At 65.7% G+C, this 23,079-nt stretch carries 20 protein-coding genes and 2 tRNA genes; 10 read left to right on the top strand and 12 right to left on the bottom strand.

Features of this window, described 5'->3' with window-relative positions; translation table 11 throughout:
• Nucleotides 1–78 precede the first annotated feature (78 nt).
• Nucleotides 79–1,251 carry a glycerophosphodiester phosphodiesterase gene (locus ASC94_RS17645; RefSeq protein WP_056397521.1) on the top strand — a complete coding sequence of 391 codons (1,173 nt, stop codon included), beginning with the start codon at nt 79–81 and terminating at the stop codon, nt 1,249–1,251.
• 16 nt (nt 1,252–1,267) lie between these two features.
• Here the strand turns inward: ASC94_RS17645 and ASC94_RS17640 are convergent, their stop codons facing one another.
• Nucleotides 1,268–2,026 (bottom strand): ABC transporter substrate-binding protein, encoded by a 759-nt coding sequence (locus ASC94_RS17640; RefSeq protein ID WP_056397518.1) that lies wholly within the window; start codon nt 2,024–2,026, stop codon nt 1,268–1,270.
• A 137-nt stretch (nt 2,027–2,163) separates the two neighbouring features.
• Here ASC94_RS17640 and ASC94_RS17635 point away from each other — a divergent pair, with 137 nt between their 5' ends.
• Nucleotides 2,164–5,100 carry a ligand-binding sensor domain-containing diguanylate cyclase gene (locus ASC94_RS17635; protein WP_056397515.1) on the top strand — a complete coding sequence of 979 codons (2,937 nt, stop codon included), beginning with the start codon at nt 2,164–2,166 and terminating at the stop codon, nt 5,098–5,100.
• 3 nt (nt 5,101–5,103) lie between these two features.
• Here the strand turns inward: ASC94_RS17635 and ASC94_RS17630 are convergent, their stop codons facing one another.
• On the bottom strand, nt 5,104–5,709 hold the full coding sequence (locus ASC94_RS17630; RefSeq protein WP_056397511.1) for a hypothetical protein: 606 nt from the start codon (nt 5,707–5,709) through the stop codon (nt 5,104–5,106).
• 128 nt (nt 5,710–5,837) lie between these two features.
• On the opposite strand from ASC94_RS17630, the gene ASC94_RS17625 reads away from it, so the two are divergent.
• From ASC94_RS17625 to ASC94_RS17615, 3 genes are all read left to right on the top strand, one after another.
• A complete protein-coding gene (locus ASC94_RS17625; protein WP_056397508.1) occupies nt 5,838–7,373 on the top strand; it encodes a helicase HerA-like C-terminal domain-containing protein in 1,536 nt (511 codons plus the stop codon).
• Between the two features lie 162 nt (nt 7,374–7,535).
• The gene (locus ASC94_RS17620) at nt 7,536–9,692 is read left to right on the top strand and encodes a TonB-dependent siderophore receptor (protein WP_229417310.1); all 2,157 of its coding nucleotides are present in this window, start codon (nt 7,536–7,538) and stop codon (nt 9,690–9,692) included.
• Between the two features lie 68 nt (nt 9,693–9,760).
• Nucleotides 9,761–10,492: a pentapeptide repeat-containing protein gene (locus ASC94_RS17615; protein WP_229417309.1), complete on the top strand. Its 732-nt coding sequence runs from the start codon at nt 9,761–9,763 to the stop codon at nt 10,490–10,492.
• On the opposite strand, the gene ASC94_RS17610 is transcribed toward ASC94_RS17615, so the two are convergent.
• Nucleotides 10,493–10,807, bottom strand: coding sequence for a helix-turn-helix domain-containing protein (locus tag ASC94_RS17610; protein ID WP_056398147.1), 315 nt, complete (start codon nt 10,805–10,807; stop codon nt 10,493–10,495).
• Between the two features lie 117 nt (nt 10,808–10,924).
• Here ASC94_RS17610 and gstA point away from each other — a divergent pair, with 117 nt between their 5' ends.
• Nucleotides 10,925–11,554 carry a glutathione transferase GstA gene (gene gstA / locus ASC94_RS17605; RefSeq protein ID WP_056397499.1) on the top strand — a complete coding sequence of 210 codons (630 nt, stop codon included), beginning with the start codon at nt 10,925–10,927 and terminating at the stop codon, nt 11,552–11,554.
• Nucleotides 11,555–11,572: 18 nt separating this feature from the next.
• Here gstA and ASC94_RS17600 read toward each other — a convergent pair whose 3' ends face one another.
• Both ASC94_RS17600 and ASC94_RS17595 read right to left on the bottom strand, forming a co-directional pair.
• Nucleotides 11,573–12,037, bottom strand: a complete 465-nt coding sequence (locus tag ASC94_RS17600; protein WP_307718842.1) for a DUF6130 family protein — start codon at nt 12,035–12,037, stop codon at nt 11,573–11,575.
• Nucleotides 12,038–12,166: 129 nt separating this feature from the next.
• Nucleotides 12,167–13,063, bottom strand: a complete 897-nt coding sequence (locus ASC94_RS17595; protein WP_056397496.1) for a LysR family transcriptional regulator — start codon at nt 13,061–13,063, stop codon at nt 12,167–12,169.
• A gap of 97 nt (nt 13,064–13,160) precedes the next feature.
• On the opposite strand from ASC94_RS17595, the gene ASC94_RS17590 reads away from it, so the two are divergent.
• On the top strand, nt 13,161–14,027 hold the full coding sequence (locus tag ASC94_RS17590; RefSeq protein ID WP_056397493.1) for an aldo/keto reductase family oxidoreductase: 867 nt from the start codon (nt 13,161–13,163) through the stop codon (nt 14,025–14,027).
• A gap of 30 nt (nt 14,028–14,057) precedes the next feature.
• On the opposite strand, the gene ASC94_RS17585 is transcribed toward ASC94_RS17590, so the two are convergent.
• Nucleotides 14,058–15,386 carry a polysaccharide lyase family 1 protein gene (locus ASC94_RS17585; RefSeq protein WP_157201484.1) on the bottom strand — a complete coding sequence of 443 codons (1,329 nt, stop codon included), beginning with the start codon at nt 15,384–15,386 and terminating at the stop codon, nt 14,058–14,060.
• A 14-nt stretch (nt 15,387–15,400) separates the two neighbouring features.
• Nucleotides 15,401–17,017 carry a family 43 glycosylhydrolase gene (locus ASC94_RS17580; protein WP_082616607.1) on the bottom strand — a complete coding sequence of 539 codons (1,617 nt, stop codon included), beginning with the start codon at nt 17,015–17,017 and terminating at the stop codon, nt 15,401–15,403.
• Between the two features lie 243 nt (nt 17,018–17,260).
• On the opposite strand from ASC94_RS17580, the gene ASC94_RS17575 reads away from it, so the two are divergent.
• The 3 genes from ASC94_RS17575 (at nt 17,261) to ASC94_RS17565 (ending at nt 20,025) form a co-directional block, all read left to right on the top strand.
• Complete coding sequence (locus ASC94_RS17575; protein ID WP_056397485.1) at nt 17,261–18,568, top strand: family 1 glycosylhydrolase; 1,308 nt, start codon at nt 17,261–17,263, stop codon at nt 18,566–18,568.
• A 192-nt stretch (nt 18,569–18,760) separates the two neighbouring features.
• Nucleotides 18,761–19,345, top strand: coding sequence for a TetR/AcrR family transcriptional regulator (locus ASC94_RS17570; protein WP_056397482.1), 585 nt, complete (start codon nt 18,761–18,763; stop codon nt 19,343–19,345).
• 80 nt (nt 19,346–19,425) lie between these two features.
• A complete protein-coding gene (locus tag ASC94_RS17565; RefSeq protein ID WP_056397480.1) occupies nt 19,426–20,025 on the top strand; it encodes a hypothetical protein in 600 nt (199 codons plus the stop codon).
• Nucleotides 20,026–20,093: 68 nt separating this feature from the next.
• On the opposite strand, the gene ASC94_RS17560 is transcribed toward ASC94_RS17565, so the two are convergent.
• The 5 genes from ASC94_RS17560 to tolB all read right to left on the bottom strand — a co-directional run bounded on the left by ASC94_RS17560 (nt 20,094) and on the right by tolB (nt 23,076).
• Nucleotides 20,094–20,169, bottom strand: a tRNA-Lys gene (locus ASC94_RS17560).
• A gap of 28 nt (nt 20,170–20,197) precedes the next feature.
• Nucleotides 20,198–20,273: transfer RNA gene (locus ASC94_RS17555), tRNA-Lys, on the bottom strand.
• 109 nt (nt 20,274–20,382) lie between these two features.
• A complete protein-coding gene (ybgF, locus tag ASC94_RS17550) occupies nt 20,383–21,150 on the bottom strand; it encodes a tol-pal system protein YbgF (protein ID WP_056397477.1) in 768 nt (255 codons plus the stop codon).
• 86 nt (nt 21,151–21,236) lie between these two features.
• Nucleotides 21,237–21,764 carry a peptidoglycan-associated lipoprotein Pal gene (pal, locus tag ASC94_RS17545; protein WP_056397475.1) on the bottom strand — a complete coding sequence of 176 codons (528 nt, stop codon included), beginning with the start codon at nt 21,762–21,764 and terminating at the stop codon, nt 21,237–21,239.
• 37 nt (nt 21,765–21,801) lie between these two features.
• Complete coding sequence (gene tolB / locus ASC94_RS17540; RefSeq protein ID WP_056397472.1) at nt 21,802–23,076, bottom strand: Tol-Pal system beta propeller repeat protein TolB; 1,275 nt, start codon at nt 23,074–23,076, stop codon at nt 21,802–21,804.
• Nucleotides 23,077–23,079: the final 3 nt, after the last annotated feature.

Here is a 23,079-nt window from a genome sequence, read left to right as displayed (position 1 = left end):
CGATTGCGCATGGATTCATGCGCCTGTCATTTTACTTCCCTAGAATCCGGCCCATTGTTAATTTCTCAAGGGGCGGATATGAAGTATGGACAAGGCTTGATGGTTGTTTGCGCCGCCGGCGCGCTGAGCGCTTGCGGCAGCAGCGACTGGGTTGCGCTGCCTACGCTGGATGGCAAGCCGGCGCTGGTGGTGGCGCACCGCGGCGCGGGCGGCACGCTGCCGGAGGAAACCGTGGAGGCCTACGCGCGCGCGATCGAGCAGGGCGCCGACGCCATCGAGCCGGACGTGGTCTCCACCAAGGACGGCGTGCTGATCGCGCGCCATGATCCCAACCTGGTGTTCAGCACCGACGTGGCGCAGCATCCCGAGTTCGCCTCGCGCAAACGCAAGCTGAGCGTGGACGGCGAAATGCAGGAGGGCTGGTTCGCCAGCGACTTCACGCTGGCCGAGATCAAGACCCTGGGCGGCATTTCCACCGACGCCGAACGCCCGCAGGAATTCAATGGCAAGTACAAGATCGCGACCATCCAGGAAGTGATCGACATGATCAAGAAGAGCGGCCGCAGCATCTCGCTGTACGCCGAAACCAAGAACCCCACCTTCCACCGCCAGCAGGGCGTGCCGCTGGAAGACAAGCTGTTGGCGATGCTGACCGCGGCCGGCTGGAACGACCGCGCCGCACCGGTGTTCCTGCAGAGTTTTGAACCGGGCAGCCTGAAATACATGCGCAGCAAAGGCTCCACCGTGAAGATGGTGCAGCTGATCGACGCCGACGACGTGGACCTGAAGACTGGCGCGCTCACCTTCGCCGCGCCATACGACCGTCCGTACGACTGGGCGCAGGCGGGCGACAAGCGCCTGTTCAGCGCCATGGTCACGCCGGCCGGCCTGGCCGAGATCAAGACTTATGCGGACGGCATCGGCCCATGGAAGCGCTACATCGTCAGCGTGAAGGGCACCGTGGGCGCGGACGGCAAGGTGGCCGACGTGAACGGCGACGGCAAGGTGAACGAAGCCGACACCACCACGCAGCCGGCCACCACGCTGGTGGACGACGCGCACAAGGCCGGGCTGTTCGTTCATCCCTACACCTTCCGCAACGAGCAGCGCCGCCTGGCCGCCGACTACAAGGGCGACCCGAAGGCCGAGTTCAAGCAGTTCTACGCACTGGGCGTGGACGGCGTGTTCGCGGACTTCGCCGATACCGCACTGGCCGCACGCGCGGAATACCTGAAACAAGTGGGCTACTGAGGCTTGCTCCGCGCGCTCAGGGCGCCGGCGGCGGCAGCCCGTAGCTGCGGTAGATGCGCGCCAGCGAGCCGTCCCTGAGCATGGCGTCGTAGGCCTGGCGCCACGCCGCCTGTTCGGTTTCGCTGAAGCCGGCGCCGCCGGCCAGCCACATGTCGGCCGATTCCACCAGCATGCCGATCTGGAAGCTGGCCGGGTTGCGGCCGCTGGCGCGGATCTTTTCCATGTTGATGACGTTGCCGCCGTAGACCGCGTCGACCATGCCGCGTTCCAGCAGGCGCACCATGTCTTCCACCTTGGTGGCCTGCACGATCTGCGACTCGGAAAACTGGCGGTTCAGCAGCTGGTCCAGGTTGGGCGAGCCGCGCAGCACGGCGATGCGCAGCTTGCGCGCCTGCTCCAGCGAGGCGACCGGCGTATCGGCCTGGCGGTTGATGAAGACGAAGTGCTGGGTGTCGAGCTTCATCAGCCAGGTGAAGTGCGGCTCGCGTTCCGGCGTGCGGGTGAGTGGCAGAATGGCCGTGTGCGGCGTGTGCTTGGTGAGCGCGATGGCGCGCGCCCAGGGATAAAAGCCGACCTTGGCCGGGTGGCCGGCGCGCCGCAGCACCTGCTCGACCACTTCCACGTGCAGGCCGGGGCGCTGCGGCTGGCCTTCGATGGCGTAGGGCGGCAGGTCGCCGGTGACGATCTGCAGCGGCGCGGCTACCTGCGCGCGCGCAAGCGGCGCGCACAGCAGCATCATGGCCAGCATGGCCTGGCGGCGGGTTGGCCAGCGCATCTCGATTCCCCTTGTCGTCTCCCCGCTTGCCATTCTACCTGCAGCGCAGTGTGGCGGCCTGGCAAATGCGGCGGGCATCTTCTTTGTCCGGCAGCCTGGGTACGGTATCATGTTGCTCAGTCAACAAAGGAGTGGTTTTGCGTTTCCTGGCCTTATTTGCCCTGCTGCCATGGCTGTGGTTGCCCGCGCGCGCGCTGGCAGGCGCGCCCCTCCTGCTGCCTGCCGCCCAGGAAAAGTCGCTCAGCCAGTACCGGCTGGATGGCTGGCAGATCGAGCAGGGCTTGCCGCAGAACGCGGTGGCGGCGCTGCTGCACACCAGCGACGGCTACCTGTGGGTGGGCACGCTGGGCGGACTGGCCCGCTTCGACGGCGCCCGCTTTACCACCTTCGACGCTTCCGAATTCGCCGATATCGCATCCCAGCCTGTGCTGGGGCTGATGCAGGACGCCCAGCAGAACCTGTGGATAGGCCATAACAAGGGCGCCGCCATTTACCGCGACGGCAAGTTCCGCACCGTGTTTTCCGCCGGCCCGCTGGGCGACCAGCGCGTGTGGGCCTTCGCCCAGGCGCCGGACGGCGCGGTCTGGGCCGCCACCAACAGCGGCCTGCTGCGCTGGGACAAGGGCGCCACCCGGCACTACCGCCAGGCCGACGGCCTGCCCACGGACCGCCTGCGCGCGCTGGCCTTCGACCGCGACGGCGTGCTGTGGATCGCCAGTTCGGGCGGCGGCCTGGTGGCGTTTTCTGCCGGCCGCTTCACCGTGCTCAATCCGGACAACGGCTTCCCCCACCTGCAGGTGCGCTCGGTACTGGCCGACCCTGGCGGCGGCGTGTGGGCCGCCACGGCGGGCGGCGGCCTGGCCCGCGTGCTTGGCCTGGGCGGCAAGGTGAAGGTCTACACCACGGCGGACGGCCTGCCCACCGACCAGCTGACCGGGCTTACGCGCGGCCGCGACGGCACCTTGTGGATCGGCACCTGGGGCAACGGCGTGGTGCGCATGGTGGGCGAGCGCTTCAGCGCCATCGGCACCGGCGGCGGGCTGGCGGGCGACCATATCTGGTCCATCCATACCGACCACGAGGGCAGCGTGTGGGCCGGCACCTGGGTGAGCGGCCTGGTGCGGCTGCGCGACCGCGCCTTCGGCGTGCTGGGTGTGCCGGAGGGGCTGTCGCACGACAATGTGCGCTCGGTGCTGCATACCCGCGGCGGCGTGACCTGGGTGGCCACCGCCGGGGGCGGCCTGAACCGCATCGACGCCAATGGCATTGCCGTGCTGGGCAAGAAGGACGGCCTGCCCAGCGACGAGATTTCCAGCCTGATGGAGGACCGCGACGGCGCGCTGTGGATAGGCAGCTACACCGGCGGCGCCGCGCGCCTGCAGCACGGCAAGGTCACCGTGTTCGGCACCGCCGAGGGCTTGCCCAGCTCGGAAGTGCGGGTGCTGTACCAGGACCGCCAGGGCACGGTCTGGGCCGGCACCCAGTCCGGCATCGCGCGGCTGGATGGCCATGCTTTCACGCCGGTGCGCGCGCCGGGCGCGCCGTCCGGCGGCGTGTCCTCCATCCTGCAGGACAGGAGCGGCACGCTGTGGTTCGGCACCACCGGCGAAGGCCTGGCGCGCTACCGCGACGGCGCTTTCAAGGCCATGACGGCGGCCGATGGCTTGCTGTCGAACTGGATCATGTCGCTGTACGAGGACGCCGACGGCACGCTCTGGATCGGCAGCAATGGCGACGGCCTGAACCGCATGCGCAACCGGCGACTGAGCAGCATCCGGCCGGCCGACGGGCTGTGGGACGGCACTTGCCTGAGCCTGCAGGAAGACCGCGCCGGCTACCTGTGGGTGACCGGCAACCGCGGCTTCTACCGCGTCAAGCGCAGCGAACTGGACGCGTTTGCCGAGGGCCGCCAGGCCCGCGTGGTCTCCAGCGGCTTCGGCCCGGGCGAATCGATGCGCAGCACCACGTTCGCGGGCGGGCTGCAGCCCACCGGCGCCATGGACGGCGGCGGCAACCTGCTGCTGCCGTCGGCCAAGGGCCTGGTGCTGGTGGATCCGCGCCGCCTGCCCGATACCGACGTGCCGCCCACCGTGCGCCTGGAGCGCGTGGCGGTGAACGGCAGCATCCGGGCCGCGCCGGTGCTGGCGCCGCTGTCGCTGCCGCCGGGGCCGGTCACGCTGGCCATCCAGTACAGCGCCAAGACGCTGCTCAACGCCGAGCGCGCGCGCTTCCGCTACCAGATGGAAGGGCTGGCGCCGGGCTGGATCGATGCCGGCAGCAACCGCGAAGTGTCGTTCCCGGCGCTGGCGCACGGCAGCTACCGCTTCCGCGTGACGGCCTCGGTGGACGGCAAGCGCTGGAGCGAGGCCGGGCCGGCGCTGGACGTTACCGTGCAGCCGTTCTTCTACGAGACATACTGGTTCGCCGGGCTGATGCTCACCGGCATGGCGGCCGGCATCTATGCGCTGTTCCGGCTGCGGGTGCGCCACCTGCGCATCCGGCACGTGGAAATGGAGCGCCTGGTGGCGCAGAAGACCGAGGCGCTGAAGCAGGCCAACGAGCACTTGTCGCGGCTGTCCTTCGTGGACGCGCTGACCGGGCTGGCCAACCGCCGCCGCTTCGACGACGTGCTGCGCGAGGAGTGGAACCGCGCCTGCCGCAGCCGCGCGCCGCTGGCGCTGGTGATCGCCGACATCGACGCCTTCAAACCGTATAACGACACGCTCGGCCACCAGGAGGGCGACCGCTGCCTGGCCGCAGTGGCGCGCGTGTTCCTGCGCCACGCGCGGCGCGCGGGCGACCTGGCGGCGCGCTACGGCGGGGAGGAATTCGTGTTCGTGGTGGCCGATACGGGGCGCGAGGCGGCGCTGCAGATCGCCGAGGAGTTGCGCAGCGCCTGCGAAGCGCTGGCGATTCCCCATCCGGCCTCGCACACCGCGCCGGTGGTCACGCTCAGCCTGGGCGTGGCGGCCTGCCACCCGTGCGAAGGCGCCTCGGTGGAGGCGCTGATCCTGCAGGCCGACGAAGCCCTGTACCGCGCCAAGCGCGAGGGCCGCAACCGGGTGTGCTGCTGAGCGCTAGAAGCCGCTGCCGCCCGCGTTGCTGACCGCGTCGGTGGCGAACAGGCCGATCAGCGCCAGGATCCAGATGATGGCGCCCACCACGCACCAGGCGAGGTTGGCGCCGGTGAGCTTGTCGTTGCTGCTGCCGGCGGGGTCGCCGCAGCGGGCATTGATCTGGTTTTGCACCGGCAGGAAGCACAGGGCCAGGGGAATCAGGGTCAGCAGCGAGAGCCAGTCGGTATAGGGCGAGCCGACGGCCCGGCTCGACAGGCGGCTGAGGGTATTGCTCACCACGATCAGCCCCACCATGGCCCAGGCGCTGGCATTGTTGTTCCATTCGCCCGGGGCGTCTTCCTGCTTGTGCGCCTTCACGTGGCGGAACAGGGAGTGCAGGAAGAACACGCTGAAGATGGCGCGCGGTACCGGCCACAGGCTTTCGCCGCTGGCCTGCCGGTACAGCGCCCAGTTCTTGTACAGCCAGTACACCTGGTAGATGCTCAGCGTGGCGATGAACAGGATCAGGAATTTGCGCGGCGACACCACGTAGAACGGCACGCCGGCCATGCTGCGGGAGTCCGGGCCCAGTTCGGCCTTGGGTGGTGCGTAGACGTTGTCGTTCATGGGGCTGTCCATAAAATGGGTGATTGTGCGCCGATAGTAGCGTCTTCACAAAACGCCAATACTATTCAATTGTCACGCTGGCTGCTGAGGTATGATAGTTTGCATCCCCATTCGCCGAGAGCACCATCATGCCAACCTCCCTTTTGCTTGCGAAAAATGACCAGATGGCGCTGGAGATGCTGTCCAGCCTGGTGAACCGCCATGGCTGCATCACCGGCGCCACCGGCACTGGCAAGACGGTGACGCTGCAAAAGATCGCGCAGTCGCTGTCCGACATCGGCGTGCCGGTGTTCATGGCCGACGTGAAGGGCGACCTGTCCGGCATCGCCAAGCCAGGCGCGCTGAGCGAGAAAATGGGCAAGCGGCTGGCAGCGCTGAAGGTGGCGCCGCCGCAATGGGCCGGCTGCCCGGTGACGTTCTGGGACGTGTTCGGCCAGCAGGGCCACCCGGTGCGCGCCACCGTGTCCGACCTGGGGCCGCTGCTGCTGGCGCGCATGCTGAACCTGAACGACACGCAGGAGGGCGTGCTGCAGCTGGTGTTCCGCATCGCGGACGATAACGGCCTGCTGCTGCTCGACACCAAGGACTTGCGCGCCATGCTGCAGCACGTGGGCGACAACGCGGCCGACTACAAGACCAGCTACGGCAATATCAGCGCGGCCAGCATCGGCGCCATCCAGCGCGGGCTGATCGCCATCGAGGAGCAGGGCGGCGACCAGTTTTTCGGCGAGCCCATGCTCAATATCGACGACCTGCTGCAGACCGACGCGCGCGGCAAGGGCGTGGTCAACATCCTGTGCGCGGACAAGCTGATGAACGCGCCGCGCCTGTACGCCGTGTTCCTGCTGTGGATGCTGTCCGAACTGTTTGAAAACCTGCCCGAAGTGGGCGACCTGGACCAGCCCAAGCTGGTGTTCTTCTTCGACGAGGCGCACCTGCTGTTTGCGGAGGCGCCCAAGGCCCTGCTGCAGAAGATCGAGCAGGTGGTGCGCCTGATCCGCTCCAAGGGCGTGGGCGTGTTCTTCATCACGCAGAACCCGCTCGACATCCCGGACACGGTGCTGGGCCAGCTCGGCAACCGGGTGCAGCACGCGCTGCGCGCCTACACGCCGCGCGACCAGAAGGCCGTGAAGGCGGCGGCGGAAACCTTCCGCCCCAATCCGGCGCTGGACGTGGCGCAGGTGATCACGGAGCTGGGCGTGGGCGAGGCGCTGGTGTCCTTCCTGGACGAGAAAGGCACGCCGCAGGTGGTGCAGCGCGCGTTCATCCTGCCGCCGGCGAGCCAGCTCGGCCCCATCGACGCGGGCGAGCGCAAGGCCGCCATGGACAATTCCGTGGTGGCGGGGGTGTACGACAAAACCGTGGACCGGGAGTCCGCCTACGAAAAACTGAACAGCCGCCTGGCCGGCAGCGCGCGCGCGGCGGAACAGCGTCCGGCGCCCGGCGGCCGTGCCGCGCCGCCGCAGGAGACGCACCGCCAGCCCGAGGCCCCGGCCGAAGAGGGCTCGGTGTTCGGCGACGTGCTGGGCGGGTTGTTCGGCAAACCAGGCAAGCGCGACACCGCCGTGCAGGCCATGGTCAAATCCGCCGCCCGCAGCATCGGCTCCCAGGTGGGCCGCGAGATCATCCGGGGCGTGCTCGGCTCCATCCTCAAGAAGCGCTGACCGGGCGCGTGCTGCGCCCGTGCGCGCAGCTGCCCCGGCCAGGCTTGTAAAATTGAATGCGAATCGTTATCATTCTCGTTTCTTATAAAAGTTACGGGATTATCGATGGAAAAGCGCGCGCACGCCCCCGGGCGTCTTAAGTTGAATCGTTTGGCGGTATGTGTGGGGCTGGCCTTTCCCGTGGCCGGCCCCGCGCTGGCAGCGGATCCGGCAGCGGAGGTGGCAGTCATGCCGCAGGTCCAGGTGGTGGGCGACAAGTTCGGCGACACCACCGAAGGCACAGGTTCCTACACCACCGGCCGCGCCAGGACCGCCACGCCGCTGAGCATGTCCCTGCGCGACACGCCGCAGTCGGTGTCGGTGGTGACCCAGCAGCGCATCGAAGACCAGGGCCTGATGTCGGTGACCGACGTGGTCAACAACGTCACCGGCGTGTCCGTGAACCAGTACGAAACGCACCGCGCCGGCTTTACCGCGCGCGGCTTCGACATCACCAACCTGCAAATCGACGGCATCCCCACCACCTGGGAGCAGGCCTGGAGTTCCGGCGAAGTGCTGAGCAGCCTGGCCATCTACGACCGCGTGGAAGTGGTGCGCGGGGCCACTGGCCTGATGACCGGCGCCGGTAATCCTTCCGCAGCGATCAACCTGGTGCACAAACGCGCCACTGCCAGGGACTTCACCGGTTCGGCCGAGGTGGGCGTGGGCCGCTGGGACGAGCGCCGCGCCATGGTGGACCTGTCCACTGCGGTGAACGCGGCCGGCACGGTGCGCGCGCGCGTGGTCGGCGAGTACCGGCAGGCCGACAGCTGGGTGGACCTGATGAAGAGCAAGGACAAGACGGTCTACGCCACCATGGAGGCGGACCTGGCGCTGAAGACGCTGCTCTCCGCAGGCTTCAGCCGCCAGGAAACCGACCCGCAGGGGCCGATGTGGGGCGGCCTGCCGTACTGGTACACCGACGGCAGCAAGACCAACTGGGCCCGTTCGAAAACCTCCGCCGCCGGCTGGACGGGCTGGGGCACGGTCTACGAAAACTTCTTCGCCAACCTGGAACACGGTTTCGACAATGGCTGGAAAGTGCGTGCCAGCTTCAGCAACGGCGAGCGCAAGGGCGACTCGCACCTGCTTTACCTGTCCGGCGTGCCGGACCGCGTGAGCGGCCTGGGCATGTATTCCTTCGCCGGCTCCTACCTGACCCATAGCAGCCAGGACGACTTCGGCCTGCATGCCAGCGGCCCGTTCGCGCTGGGCGGCCGCAAGCATGAAGCCGCCTTCGGCTATATGCACTCGCGGCAGAAGTTCAACTCCGACAGCCGCGCTGCCGATTTCGGCAGTGCCAGTTCCGAGGTGGGCGATTTCAACAACTGGAACGGCGCCGCCTTCCCGGAACCGAAATGGGGCGCGCCGGCCTTCTACGAAAGCAGTGTGACCAAGCAGGAAGCCTTGTACGGCATGGCGCGCTTCTCGCTGAGCGATCCGCTCAAGCTGATCGTCGGCGCCCGCCTGACCGACTACGACAAGACCGGCCACGGCCAGTGGACGCCGGCGTATGCGCTGAAACACGACCGCGAGGTGACGCCGTATGCCGGCATCGTCTACGACATCGGCAGGGACTACTCGGCCTACGCCAGCTACACCGACATCTTCCAGCCGCAGAACTTCAAGGACATCAACGGCGGCATGCTCGATCCGGTGCTGGGCAAGAGCACCGAGGCGGGCGTGAAGGGCGAGTTCTTCGGCGGCCGGCTGAACGCATCCGCCGCCGTGTTCCGGATCAAGCAGGACAACCTGGGCCAGGAAGCCGGCCTGGTTGACCGCGACGGCGCCGGCCCGCTGGCGCCGGAAACCTACTACCGCGCCGCCAAGGGCGCCAGGAGCACGGGCTTGGAGTTCGAACTGTCCGGTGAACTGGCGAAGGGCTGGAATGCCACCGCCGGCTACACCCAGTTCAAGGCCGAAGATGCTGCCGGTGCGGACGTGAACACGGTCTATCCGCGCAAGCTGCTGCGTGTGTTCACCACCTACCACCTGCCGGGCGAGTGGAACAAGCTTACAGTGGGCGGCGGCGTGAACTGGGAAGGCCGCACCTACACGGCCGACCCGGCGGCGCCAGTGTCCACCAACGGCCTGATCGAGCAGGAAGCGCACGCGCTGGTGAACCTGATGGCGCGCTACGACATCACCCGGCAGCTGTCGGCGCAGCTGAACATCAGCAACGCGTTCGACAAGCAGCATTTCGGCATGTTCTCGGCCTATGGCGCCATCACCTACGCCGCGCCGCGCACCGCCACGCTGACGCTGAAGTACCGCTTCTAAGGCTGCGCGGCCCCGGATTTGCTCAGAAATCCGGGGTTCTGGCTAGACTGGTTATTTTTTCGGGAGGCGTGCATACTCGGCGCCTCCAAGCCGCCAGCCAGACCACATCCGCCATGCCGCACGATCCCGCCACCACCATTTCCGACGCCAGCCCCAGCCGCGAGCAGCTGGAGCAGTACCTGGCGCAAGCCGTCCGCCATTTCTCCAATTGCGATTTCAGCGGTGCCGACCTGTCGCGCCTGGACCTGCAGTCGTGCACTTTCGAGCGCTGCGTGTTCAGCGAAGCGGTGCTGTACGCCTGCAAGCTGTCCCACTCCAAGTGGCTGCGCTGCCGCGCCGGCGAAGCCGACTTCGAGGCGGCCGACTTGGTGGACGCGCAATTCCAGGGCTGCGACCTGAATAACACCAAGTGGCGGCGCGCCAAGCTGGCCTCGGCCAGCTTCCGCGGCTGCAAGCTCACCGGCGCGTCGTTTGAAGAAGTGTCGCACCTGGGCGCCGCGTTCGAGGATTGCCTGCTGGTGGGGGCCGACCTGCGCGGCTTCTCCTTCCGCAAGGCGGAGCTGAAGAACCTGGACTTCTCGGACGCCGACCTGTCCGGCTGCGATTTCCGCGATGCGGTGTTTGAAGGCGGCAGCTTGCGCGACGCCATCCTGAAGCTGGCCAAGTTCGACAACGCCGACCTGCGCAGCGCGGAGATCGGCGGCATGAAACTCAACGACACCAGGATGTTCCGTGGCGCCGTGATCTCCCACGCGCAGGCAGCCAGCGTGCTCAGGGAGATGGGGCTGGTGGTGATGTAGTCAGCGTGCCTTCAGCCACAGGCCGAATTCTTTTACCGCTGCGATCACGGGCTTCATGCGCATGCCGTCCGCCGTCAGCTCATACTCCACTTTCGGCGGCACGGTAGGATAGACGGTGCGCTTGACCAGGCCTGCTTCCTCCAGCGCGCGCAAGTCCAGCGTCAGCATGCGCTGCGAGATGCCCGGTACGTCGCGCCGCAATTCGTTGAAGCGCCTGGGACCATCGATCAGATAAGAGGCGAGCAGCAGCCGCCAGCGGCCGCCCAGCAGGTGCATCGCTTCCTCCACAGAACATCCGCTCACGTTTTTCTTCATGGCGGCCATGGTAGCACGTCGGTATACTTTTTGTACCTACACCACAAATTGGTGCCTTCTTACTTTTTTATACCGGATCTCCCATAATCGGCCCTCCAATGAACCGGGAGATCCGCCATGAAGCTGTACTACATTCCGGCCAGCTGCTCGCTGGCCCCGCACATCGTCGCCCATGAGCTGGCGCTGGACGTCACGCTGGTCAAGGTCGACCACCGCCAGCACCGCACGGAAGACGGTGGCGACTACCGCGCCGTCAATCCGCTCGGCTACGTGCCTGCGCTGGAGCTGGACGATGGCCAGGTGTTCCGCGAAGGCGCGGTCATCCTGCAATACCTGGCCGACTTGAAACCGGAAGCGGGCTTGGCGCCGCCGCACGGCAGCATCGCGCGCTACCGCTTGCAGGAATGGCTCAACTTCCTGTCGTCCGAGATACACAAGGGCTTCATACCGCTGCTGTACGCCGGCCTGGCAGGCAAGTACGTGGAAACGGCCGGGCCCAAGCTGGCGCAGCGCTACGCCTGGATCGACGCGCAGCTGGCTGGCCGCGCCTACCTCGCGGGCGAGCACTTCACGGTTGCCGATGCCTACCTGTTCGCCCTCACGGGCTGGGGGCAGGCGGCCTGGCTCACGTCCTATTACAAGGCCGGCATCCACTTCGACGGTTTGCCGCACCTGGCCGCGTGGTATGGGCGCGTCCGCGCGCGCCCGTCCGTACGGCTGGCGCTGGAGCGCGAAGGCCTGGCGTAGCTTGCCGCCGGCCGCCGTTTAATGCGCGTGTTCGCCGGCGCCTTTTTTCGGCGGCACCGTGAAGGAGACCGTCTGGCTGCCGAGGATTTTGTGGCTGGGGTCTGCGATCTCCAGCAGCACCTTGTGCGGACCGGGCGTGAGCCCGACCAGGATGAGGGGATCGGCGCTGGTATGCGCCCAGGTGCCTTTCCAGTCATCCACCGTCACGTGGATGTGGCCCAGGTGCGGCGACACGGCCACCGCTTCCTTGCCGAATACCGGCAGCACGCGCAGGTTCTCGGTGCGGTGCTGGATGATGACCACGCCCCTGGCCAGCGCGTCCGGCAGCGGGGCGTAGGCGATCAGTCTGGGCGCGGGCTCGGCTTCCAGCGGTATCACGGCGGCCGGGCGGCCGGCTTCGGGGCTTGATTGCGCGCCGGCTGCAGCGCAGAGCAGGGTGGCGGCAGCGGCAGCGGCCAGGTGTTTGATCAAGGTGGGCATCATGCTTCCTTTCGCGTGGGGACAGGAGCATTGGACGCTTCCCGTGTATCGCAATGATGTGCCACTTGCGGCGCTGTTGGGGAAGTTTGTGTCCGGCCCGGGAAAGGATACAAAGCGATACGCGCGGGAGGCTCAGGCCCCCTTGATGTAGTCGATGAAGGCCCGCAGCGGCGCCGGGACGAGGCGGCGTCCCGGGTAGTAAAGAAAGGGGCCGGAGAATGATGGCCACCACGGCTCCAGCACCGGCTCCAGCGCGCCGCTGTCCATGTGGGGCCGCAGCCAGTCCTCGAACAGCAACACCACGCCGCTGCCGGCCACCGCGGCGTTCACGATCAGGTCTGCCGCGCCGGACCGCTCCACCACCAGCGGACCGTGGACTTCGACCTTCACCGTTTCGCCGTCGCGCTCGAATTCCCAGGGCTGCACGGCGCGCCCGCCGAAACGCATGCGCAGGCAGTCGTGCTGCAGCAGCTGGCCGGGGTGTTCGGGCCGTCCGCGCCGCGCCAGGTAGGAGGGCGCTGCCGCCGCCGCGAAGCGCTGCACGCGCGGGCCGATGGGGACGGCGATCATGTCCTGCTCCAGCCGCTCGTCGTAGCGGATGCCCGCATCGCAGCCGGCGGCCAGCACGTCGACCAGGCTTTCCTCGGCAATGACTTCCAGTTCAATGTCCGGGTAGGCGGCCAGGAAGCCCGGTACGATGGACGGCAGCACCAGCCGCGTAGCGCTGACGGGAACATTCAGCTTGAGCTTGCCCGCCGGGCGGCCGCGGCAGTCATTCACCTCGTCGAGCGCGGCCGCCACCTCGCTGAGCGCAGGACTGAGCCGCTCCAGCAGCCGTTGTCCGGCCTCGGTGGGCGCGACGCTGCGCGTGGTACGGTTCAGGAGCCGCACGCCCAGTTGCGCTTCCAGCCGGCGCACCGCCTCGCTCAGGCCGGACGCGCTCACGCCGCTGCTGCGCGCGCCGTCGCGAAAGCCCTTGGCGCGCGCCACGGCGAGGAAAGCACCCAGGTCGGCCAGGTCGATTTTCATTGTGCGGAATTTTGTACAGGTTGTGCTGATTATATAGGCTTATCGAACGGCGGCGCGGTGCTTACACTGGAGGCCTCAACTACAAAGGAGGTGCAGCATGTCCCAGCCATACACTACTTTTCAGCTCGGCAGCCTGACGGTCAACCGCGTCGGCTACGGAGCGATGCAACTGGCCGGTCCCGGCGTGTTCGGCCCGCCGGCGGACCGGGCGGGTGCGCTGGCGGTGTTGCACGCTGCCGTGGAATCCGGCGTGAACCACATCGACACCAGCGACTTCTACGGTCCCCATGTGACCAACCAGCTGATCCGCGAAGCTTTGCATCCCTACCGCGACGGCCTGGTCATCACCACCAAGATCGGCGCCCGGCGCGGTGCGGACGGCGCCTGGCTGCCGGCCTCGTCGCCCGCCGAGCTGGAGCAGGCAGTGCATGACAATCTGCGTAACCTGGGGCTGGACGTGCTGGACGTGGTGAACCTGCGCGTAATGATCGATCCCATGCAGCCGGCCGAGGGGCCGATCGGCGAACAGCTGGCCGCGCTGGCGCGCTTGCAGCAACAGGGCCTGGTGCGGCACATCGGCCTGAGCAACGTAACGGCGGCACAGGTGGCCGAAGGGCGGCGTATGTGCGACATCGTCTGCGTGCAGAACCACTACAACCTGGCGCACCGTGCGGACGACGCCCTGATCGGCGAGCTGGCACGCGACGGTATTGCCTACGTGCCGTTCTTCCCGCTGGGCGGCTTCTCGCCGCTGCAGTCGGTTACCTTGTCGGGCGTCGCCGCGCGGCTTGACGCCTCGCCCAACCAGGCGGCACTGGCATGGCTGCTGCGTCGTTCGCCCAATATCCTGCTGATTCCAGGGACCAAGTCCGTTACCCACCTGCGGGAAAACCTGGCTGCAGGCGCGCTGGTTCTGCCGCCCGACGCCGCCGCTGAACTGGACCGCATGGACGCGGGGCAGTAGCGCCGGCGTGGCATCACGCGGCGACGGGCGCTATGGCCGCTTGGCGGCCAGCGACTGCCAGCCGGCCTTGGGCGACATGTCGGCCAGGTTCCAGTCGGCCGCAACGAAGGGCTTGCGCGTGGGCGCGTAGGCCGGATAGCCAGACGACTGCGCTTCGCTGTCGACGATATGGCCGCGCCCTTCGGCCACGTCCGACAGGATCTTGAAGTCGACCGCGTCGCGCTGCCAAGGCCGCATGCCGGCGCTGGCGTAGATCGCGCTCTCCAGCCCTTCGGCCGGCAGCGGCGACAGGCCGGCAGGCAGGTAGGGCTGCTCGGCTTTCAACATCCGCGCCGTGTCGGCGGTGTAGCGGCCCGTCATCGGCAGCGCTTCGCCGTTGGCGTCGATGGCGATGTTGTCCTGCATGTACAGGCTGACGTCGCCCGAGCCCCCGAGGCTGAACAGCGGCGTATTGCGCCTGGTGTCCGGCCCGCCGCGCAGCACGTTGCCGATCACCGTCACCGCGCCGGTGCGCGGCGCGCGCTCGCCCCATTCGTGCGCGATCAGGTTGTAGTGCACCGCGCGCTTGCCTGGATTGTGGATCAGGTTGTTGATGACCGCTACCTTGGCGCCGCCTTTCACAAGGGGATTGCGCTCTACGTTGGACGAGTACAGGTTGCCGTACAAAAGTATCTGTTCAGCGTTGTCGTGGATCAGCGTGCCCTTTGAATGCTCGCCCTTGCCGTGCGTGGAGTCGCGCAAGCCCTCGGCGATGATGTTGTGACTGTAGGTGATGCGGCGCGAGGTGCCGTTGGGCCAGTCGTCCGGCGTTTTGCCGTTGAAGCGGGCGCCGGATGCGGACAGGTTTTCGTCGGTGGCCCAGCTGAAGCTGCAATGGTCTACGATGAGATTGCTGGCCCCGCTGGACGACAAGCCATCGGCCTCCCAGCCGCTCTTTTTCGGCTTGCCGTTTTCGCCGGGCCGCACGGCGATGTGCTGCACGACCACGTCGTTGGTGGAGACCGACAGGCCGCCGCGTATCAGCGTGATGCCGGGGTGGGGAGCGGTCTGCCCGGCCACAGTCACGAAGGGCTTGCTGATGCGCAGGCTTGCGCCCTGCAGGTCGATCACGCCGCCTACTTCGAACACGACGATGCGCGCGCCGTCAGTGGCCAGCGCTGCGGCCAGCGAGCCCTCGCCGCTGGCGTTCAGGTTGGTGACGCGCACGATGGCGCCGCCGGCACCGCCCTTGGTCTCGGCGGCCCAGCCGCGCACGTCGATGGCGGCGCGGTCCATCACCGGCGCGGCGGCGGCGGGCAGGGCGTGCAGCAGGCAGGCGCCGGCGAAGGCGGCGAGGAGGCGGAGGCGAAGTGCTTGCATGGTTCTCCAGTGCTTCATGGCAGGGCGCGGTAGACGAGGTTGCTGAAACGGACCTTGCCTTTGCCGGACGCGTAGATGGCCGGGCGCAGGCTCATGAAGCCGTAGGCCACGTTGTGGTTGTAGCCGGACACTTCCATCTGCACGCCGTACTTGTGCCAGGTCTTGCCCTGGTCGATGCTGGTGTGGACGGTGAGGATGTGGCGGTCGTTGGTGACGCGCATGCGCAGCTTGTTGGCCATGCCGGCCGGCTTGTCGCCGCGCGGCTGGTCCATGCCGTAGCGGTGCAGGATGAGGGCGTTCTTGTTTACGCCCACGCCGGCGTACAGCTTGTCGTTGTAGAACAGCAGGGCGCCGGCCTGCGCGCCTTCATCGAAATCGATGTCCACTTCAAACTGGTAGGCCTGGTCGCCGGCCAGGAAGGTGAGCGGCGAGCTGTTGGCGGGCGAACTGCCTTTGGCTTCCAGTTCCAGCACGCCGTCGCGGTAGCGCACGCGCTGGTTCTCGTCCACGCCGCCACGGAAGAAGCTCCATTGCAGGCCGAATTTGTTGGTCGAGAAATCATCGGACAGGGCCATGCCGTGTGGGACCGCGCTGCCGCCGGCCGGTTTGGGGATGGGCTTGCCGGCGTCGTAGCCGGCGTCCTTGAACCAGCCGTCCTCGGTCCACACGATGGGCGCGAGCAGGGCCTGGCGGCCGAGGGCGTGGAAGCCGTTTTCATAGCCGTGGTACATCATGTACCAGCCCGATTTGCCCGGGCCTTCCACCAGCGTGGCATGGCCCTTGGACCACCATTTCTCCGCCGCCGATACGGTGCGGATGATGGGATTGTAGGGCGAGTTCTCCCAGGGACCATGGATCGATTTCGAGCGTGCCGACACCACCATGTGGCCGGTGGGCGGGCCGGCCGTGCCGCCCAGGGCGAGCGTCATGTAATAGTAGTCGCCGTGGCGCGTCATCTTCGGGCCTTCCTGGGCGTAGCCTTCCACGTCCCATTGTTCCGGGTATTTCCAGCCGTCGTAGACGTGCTGCATGGGGCCGGCGATTTGCAGGCCGTCGTCCGATAGCTGGACGCGGTCGCCGTGCGACAGGAACAGGTAGCGCTTGCCGTCCTCGCCGACGATGTGGCCGGGGTCGATGCGGGCATTGCCCAGCGCGACAGGCTCGGACCAGGGGCCGCGGATATTGTCGGCGTGGATCACGTAGATGTTGTTATTGCCGGGCAGCTTGGCCGGAATGTAGAGGTAGTAGCGGCCCTTATGCTTGGTGAGCTCGGGCGCCCACACGCTGCCGATGTACTTTTTCAGCGCGCTGCCGATCGGCTCCCAGTTCACCAGGTCGCGCGAGTGCCAGATGGTCAGGCCGGGATAGGCTTCGAAGGACGAGAAGGTCATGTAGTAATCGTCGCCGTCCTTGAGAATGCTGGGATCGGGATGGTCGCCGGCCATGATGGGGTTCAGGTAGCTGCCATTGCCCAGGTCGGCCTTACGCTGCTGCTCCACGCCCCTGGCCCAGTCCTGGCAATGCCGCAGGAAGGGATTGCCCAGTTCCTTGGTGCAGGGAGCGCTGCCCTGGGCGGCGGCAAGCGGTGTGGCAAAGGCCGTCAAGGCCAGGAGGACAGCTGCTGACTGCATGGGTGCGATTCCATATGGATGAAGGTAAATTGGTATGGCCAATATGCTGGTAATTAAAATTGGTCAGGCCGGAGTGATGATCGCATAAAACTGGAGCAGGGCCAACGGGATTGCGACGCCGGAAACAAAAAAGCCAGGACTTCGGGTCCGGGCCCGGCTATGTTATCCAGTGCACAGTCCGGACGGCTGGCCGTTCCTATAGTTTTGCTTGTCACGGCTAGCATTCACGGAAAGGGGCTGAGCATGGCATCCACTCCCCCGGGCTTCATCTTCGCAACCGGTATCGAAAACAGCATTCCCACCATCGCTGGCGGCAAGGTTCGTATGGACGAGATGGAAAAATGCGGACATTATCGGCACTGGCAACGCGACTTCGACCTGGTGCAGGATCTCGGCATTCGCTTCCTGCGATACGGCCCGCCGCTGCACACGACGCTCATCGGCGCGCAGCGCTACGACTGGTCCTTCGCGGACGAGACCTTGCGCGAGTTGCGCAGCCGCGGCATCGTGGCGATTCTCGACCTGTGCCATTTCGGCCTGCCGGATTTCCTCGGCAACTTCCAGAATCCGGATTTCCCCGCCCTGTTTGCAGACTACGCTGGCGCATTCGCCGAGCGCTACCCATGGCTGCAGCTGTATACCCCGGTGAACGAAATGTCGATCTGCGCACTGTTTTCCGCCCTCTATGGCTGGTGGAACGAGCAGCAGCGCAGCGACCGGGCCTTCGTCACGGCGCTCAAGCATTTGGTGAAAGCCAACCTGCTGGCCATGCGCGCAATCCTGGCCGTGCGCCGGGACGCGCTATTTATCCAGAGCGAATCGTCCGAATACTTCCATGCGCAGACACCGGCCGCGATCGGCCCGGCCGAGACCATGAACGCCCGCCGCTTCCTGTCGCTGGACCTGAACTACGGCCGCCGGGTGGACTCCACCATGTACGAATACCTGCTCGACAACGGAATGACGCGCGACGAGTACCACTTCTTCCTGAACAACAATCTCAAGCATCACTGCATCATGGGGAATGATTACTACCAGACCAACGAGCACCACGTGGCCGCCGACGGCACGACGGGGCCGTCCGGCGAAGTGTTCGGCTACGCTGTCATTACGCACCAGTACTACAACCGCTACCGCCTGCCGGTGATGCATACGGAAACCAATCTCTGCCAGGGGCCGGAAGGGGACGAAGCGGTGCGTTGGCTACGCAAGGAATGGGCCAACGTACTGCGGGTGCGCAACAACGGCGTGCCGCTGGTGGGCTTCACCTGGTATTCGCTCACGGACCAGGTGGACTGGGACACCGGCCTGCGCGAGAACAACGGCCGCGTGAACGCGCTTGGCCTGGCGGATCTCGACCGCAACCTGCGTCCCGTCGGTCATGCCTACCGCGACTTGATCCATGACTGGACCGAGGTCTTGCCGACGCAGAGTGTCTGCCTGCAAGTGCCTATGTCGCTCAGCGAGGACTATCCCTGCTTCGACGCGCCATCCCGGCGCGCGAAGCCGGAGCCGGGCGATGCGACGGGCGCTCCGAAGAACACGGATTAGTGCACAGCGCTGCGGCACGCCCGCCGTTTGCGCCAGCGATCCACCGTCCAGTCTGGTTGCGTGGACGCGGCTCATGAGGACATGGTCGGCCGTGGTGGCATGGGCAAACTGCTGATAACGTGAAGGGAGCTGGTCTTCAGCACCACCCGGCCACGCTTGACGCCAAACCTACTAGAAGGTAGGCTTGCGCACATGAACAAAATTTCGACTACCGCCGATGATATTTTGGCGTGCACGCGCATGCTGATAGTCGCGCGCGGCTATAACGGATTCAGCTATGCGGACATCGCTGACGTGGTGGGCATACGCAAGGCCAGCATCCACCACCATTTTCCGAGCAAGGTCGACTTGGTGACAACGTTGCTAAGCCGCTATCGCGAGGAGACGGCAGCCGGGGTTCTGAGCCTTGAAAACAGCATACCGCACGCGCTCGACCAGTTGCGCGCCTATATCGAATACTGGAAAACTTGCATCAGCGATGCGAGCGCGCCGTTCTGTGTGTGTGCTTTGCTGGCGAGTGAACTACCTGTCCTGCCGGATGAAGTGGCGCTGGAAATTCGTGCCCATTTTCGTTTCCTGTCGGGATGGCTGGCAGCGCTGTTTGCGCGCGGCCTGCAGCAGGGCGCCATGGCATTGAGCCACGCACCGCAGGTCGAGGCGGAAATATTGATGGCGACGGTGCATGGGGCGATGCTGTCCGCACGCGCGTACGGCGATGCCGGCATTTTTGGCGCCATTATGGATACGCAGTTGGAGCGCATTTCGGCCGTCAGCTGACAGTCCAAAGCTGTGCTCATTTTTTTAATCGTCATCCCTACCAACTAGTAGGATGGCACATCTTTTAAAGGGAATATCTCGTGGAAAATTCACATGCAGTGCCGGATCGGGCCGCTGACGAAAGCTGGCTGAGGACCTATTACTTCGCCCGGGCTGCAGCTTCCGTGGCCTGGATCCTTGCAGCCGTCGGCCTGGCGACGCATACGCCCACCATCGCCGCCGGTCTGCTGGTTATCTATCCGCTTTGGGACGCACTGGCCAATCTGGTTGACGGAGCGTTTAGCGGCGGCCTCGGCAGAAATCGGACTCAGCTCGCCAACGCCGGGGTGAGCCTCGTGGTAGCTGCCGCGGTCTGGGTGGCGTTGCCGGATATGCGTCATGTTCTTGCTGTATTCGGCGTCTGGGCCATCCTGTCCGGATTGCTGCAACTCGGCACGGCGCTGCGGCGCCGGAGACTCTACGGTGCGCAGTGGGCGATGGTGCTCAGCGGCGCCCAATCGGCGCTGGCAGGCGCTGTGTTCGTTGTCCAGGCACAAGCTCCCGCAGTGCCGTCCATCGCCACCGTCATCGGGTACGCAGGGTTCGGTGCGTTCTACTTTTTGATTTCAGCACTGTCGCTGACGTTCGCCGCCCGGCGGCGGATAACCAGTGAAGCGGCGTGGCAGCAGAAGAAGGGATGAAGACGCCTGAATAGACCGGAAACAAAAAAGCCCACGAACAGAAATTCGTGGGCTTTCTTGATGAATCTTGGTAGGCCGTGCGGGATTCGAACCTGCGACCAACGGATTAAAAGTCCGCTGCTCTACCAGCTGAGCTAACGACCCAAAGGTACAAACCTTGGCTTCTTTCGAGTGGTAGGCCGTGCGGGATTCGAACCTGCGACCAACGGATTAAAAGTCCGCTGCTCTACCAGCTGAGCTAACGACCCCCGAAAGAAGCAAGATTATAGGGGTGTCCCGCCGTCCTGTCAAATGCTCATGAGCATCATGCGACCATCAAACGACCATCAAACGGCCATCAGACAGCCCGGCTACGGCTTACTTGCCCTTCAGGCGCTCGCGCGCGGTGCCGGCCGCCTCGCTGTCCGGGTATTTGCTGACCAGCTCGGTCAGCGTCTTCTTGGCGTTGGCGGCCGCTTTCAGCTCGGTCTGGCAGCCGGCGATGATCAGCATGGCTTCCGGTGCGCGCGGGCTGTCCGGATAGGCTTTCACCACCACTTGCTCGGCCAGGATGGCTGCCTTGCAGTCCTTCTGCGCGTAGTGGGTGGTGCCCAGGTAGTACTGGGCGTTGGCGGCATAGCCGGATTCAGGGTACTGGCGCACAAACTCGGCCAGCGCCACGGCGGCGGTCTTGAAGTCGCCCGACTTGAACAGCAGCATGGCCGCGTCGTAGGCTTTTTGCTCGGCCGGGTCCACGGCCGCGGTCTTGCCGTCGATGGTTACCTGGCGCGGCTCCAGCTTGCGCAGGCGGGCGTCGAGGTCGACGTAGAAGTCTTTTTGGCGTTTTTGCGTGTTGGCCAGTTCGTTGGCCAGCACTTCCAGCGAGCCGCGCAGCTTGGCGATTTCGCTCATGGTCTGCTCGTGCTGGTTGTTCATGTCCAGCGCGACGGACTTGTCCGCCTTGGTCTCGATGCGGCCGTTCAGCTCCGCGCGCATGGCTTCCACCTTGGCGCGCAGGTCGAGGATGGCCTTGCGGGCTTCGTCGTCGTCGAACAGGGCGGCGCCGGCGTGCAGCGGCAGGAGGGCGGTGGCGGCCAGCAGGGCGGCCGCAGCGGAACGCAGGCGGGATTTGGTCAGTGTCATCATGTGCTATGCGCTTTCAAATAGAAACGGGGCAGGGCGCAGTATAAACTGCGCGCCGCCCCGTGTGTTGCCATACTGCGACTGCGAAATTACTTGTAGACGATGTCGGCACGGCGGTTTTGCGCCCATGCTTCTTCGTTGTGGCCTTCGGCCTTTGGCTTTTCCTTGCCCAGCGATACGGCTTCGACTTGGCTCTCTGGCACGCCCAGGGCGGTCATGGCCTTGCGAACGGCTTCAGCGCGCTTCTGGCCCAGGGCCAGGTTGTATTCTGCGCCGCCGCGTTCGTCGGTGTTACCTTGGATCAGAATCGAACGCTTAGGGTTTTTGGTCAGGTAGCCGGAGTGGTTCTGCACCACTGGCTTGCCGTCTTCGCGCACGACGTAGCTGTCGAAGTCGAAGTACACGGAGCGGTTGGCCAGCACGCCTTTTGGATCGTCCAGCGGATCGATCGCGGCGGTTTGTACTGGTGCCACTGGGCGGGTTGGCTCAGGGGCTGGCTGGGCAGCTACTGGCTTCTCTACCACTGGTGCTGGTTCTGCCACTTTTACTGGGGTCGAGCAAGCCGACAGCAGCGCTGCGGTGCTGAGGACGAAGGCTACGCTTTTAACGTTACGCATTTTTAGTTCTCCTGGTCGTTGATGAAAGGACTGCTTTTTACTTCATGAAAGGACCCCAGGTGGGCTCCTTGATATTACCCGCTTGAATCGTCAAGCGTTGCTTTACGCGGCCGTCGACCGACACCACTGCCAGCGATTTGCGGCCGCCCGACACGGTCGCGTACAGCAAGTACTTGCCGTTCGGAGCGAAGCTGGGCGACTCGTCGCTGGTGGTGTCGGACAGGCGTTGTTCCTGGCCGGAGGCGAGATCCAGTACATAGAGCTGGAAGTTGCCGCCGTCGCGCCGGGAGATGTAGGCCAGCGTATTTCCGTCGGAGGAAATGCGCGGGCTGATGTTGTAGCTGCCGCTGAAGGTGACGCGCTTGGCTTCGCCGCCGTTGACGCTCATGCGGTAGATCTGCGGGCCGCCGCTGCGGTCGCTGGTGAAGTAGATGTACTGGCCGTCGGCCGAGAATTGCGGCTCGGTGTCGATGCCGGAGCTGTTGGTCAGGCGGCGGATACCGCTACCGTCGGCGTTCGCAATGTAGACCTGGGTATTGCCGCTCTTGGACAGGGCCACGGCCACCTTGCTGCCGTCCGGCGACCAGGACGGCGCCGAGTTGCTGCCTTTTTCGTTGGCGATGACGGTGCGCGCGCGCGTCACCAGGTTCTGCACGTACACCACCGGCTTCTTCTGCTCGAACGATACATAGGCCACCTTGTTGCCGTCCGGCGACCAGGATGGCGAAATGATGGGCTCGTTCGAGATCAGCGCCGGCTGTTCGTTCTCGCCGTCCGAGTCAGCCACCACCAGGCGGTACTGGCGGCCTTGCTGGGTGACGTAGGCCACGCGCGTGGCGAAGGCGCCGCGCACGCCGGTCAGCTTTTCAAACACGTCGTCGGCGATCTTGTGGGCCGCCAGGCGCGTTTCGTTGGGGTGCGCGGACTGGTCCAGCTGCGACAGCTTGGCGGCCTTGATGGTGTCGAACAGCTTGTAGCGCACGTCGAAGGCACCGTTGGCCAGCTTGCTCACGCTGCCGACCACGATGGCGTTGGCGCCGCGCGATTTCCACTGGCTGTAGTCGACGTCGTTGACGTTGCTGACCGTGCCGGCGTCGATGATCTTGAACATGCCGCTGCGTTCCAGGTCGGCCTTGATGATGGCCGAGGCCTGGCTCGGGGCCAGGTTTTCGTCGGCGAAGGCGGCTACCGCAACCGGGATCTGGTTGCTGCCGACGCCGGAGATTTCCACGCGCAGTTGCGCGTAGGCGTTCAGGCTGGCCAGCAGGCTGGCGGCGACAAGTGCATGGGTCACGCTAGTCAGTTTTTTCATATT

Origin of the sequence: Massilia sp. Root418 (assembly GCF_001425265.1) — a bacterium.
Classification (GTDB): domain Bacteria; phylum Pseudomonadota; class Gammaproteobacteria; order Burkholderiales; family Burkholderiaceae_D; genus Rugamonas.
This window is presented reverse-complemented; position numbering and strand designations above follow the sequence as displayed.

What these genes read in the sequence shown, in the direction of transcription:
- ASC94_RS17645 (WP_056397521.1), top strand. Translation starts at nt 79, where the DNA reads ATGAAGTATGGACAAGGCTTGATGGTTGTTTGCGCCGCCGGCGCGCTG.
- ASC94_RS17640 (WP_056397518.1), bottom strand. Translation starts at nt 2,026, where the DNA reads ATGCGCTGGCCAACCCGCCGCCAGGCCATGCTGGCCATGATGCTGCTG.
- ASC94_RS17630 (WP_056397511.1), bottom strand. Translation starts at nt 5,709, where the DNA reads ATGAACGACAACGTCTACGCACCACCCAAGGCCGAACTGGGCCCGGAC.
- ASC94_RS17625 (WP_056397508.1), top strand. Translation starts at nt 5,838, where the DNA reads ATGCCAACCTCCCTTTTGCTTGCGAAAAATGACCAGATGGCGCTGGAG.
- ASC94_RS17610 (WP_056398147.1), bottom strand. Translation starts at nt 10,807, where the DNA reads ATGAAGAAAAACGTGAGCGGATGTTCTGTGGAGGAAGCGATGCACCTG.
- gstA (WP_056397499.1), top strand. Translation starts at nt 10,925, where the DNA reads ATGAAGCTGTACTACATTCCGGCCAGCTGCTCGCTGGCCCCGCACATC.
- ASC94_RS17600 (WP_307718842.1), bottom strand. Translation starts at nt 12,037, where the DNA reads ATGATGCCCACCTTGATCAAACACCTGGCCGCTGCCGCTGCCGCCACC.
- ASC94_RS17595 (WP_056397496.1), bottom strand. Translation starts at nt 13,063, where the DNA reads ATGAAAATCGACCTGGCCGACCTGGGTGCTTTCCTCGCCGTGGCGCGC.
- ASC94_RS17590 (WP_056397493.1), top strand. Translation starts at nt 13,161, where the DNA reads ATGTCCCAGCCATACACTACTTTTCAGCTCGGCAGCCTGACGGTCAAC.
- ASC94_RS17585 (WP_157201484.1), bottom strand. Translation starts at nt 15,386, where the DNA reads ATGCAAGCACTTCGCCTCCGCCTCCTCGCCGCCTTCGCCGGCGCCTGC.
- ASC94_RS17580 (WP_082616607.1), bottom strand. Translation starts at nt 17,017, where the DNA reads ATGCAGTCAGCAGCTGTCCTCCTGGCCTTGACGGCCTTTGCCACACCG.
- ASC94_RS17575 (WP_056397485.1), top strand. Translation starts at nt 17,261, where the DNA reads ATGGCATCCACTCCCCCGGGCTTCATCTTCGCAACCGGTATCGAAAAC.
- ASC94_RS17570 (WP_056397482.1), top strand. Translation starts at nt 18,761, where the DNA reads ATGAACAAAATTTCGACTACCGCCGATGATATTTTGGCGTGCACGCGC.
- ybgF (WP_056397477.1), bottom strand. Translation starts at nt 21,150, where the DNA reads ATGATGACACTGACCAAATCCCGCCTGCGTTCCGCTGCGGCCGCCCTG.
- pal (WP_056397475.1), bottom strand. Translation starts at nt 21,764, where the DNA reads ATGCGTAACGTTAAAAGCGTAGCCTTCGTCCTCAGCACCGCAGCGCTG.
- tolB (WP_056397472.1), bottom strand. Translation starts at nt 23,076, where the DNA reads ATGAAAAAACTGACTAGCGTGACCCATGCACTTGTCGCCGCCAGCCTG.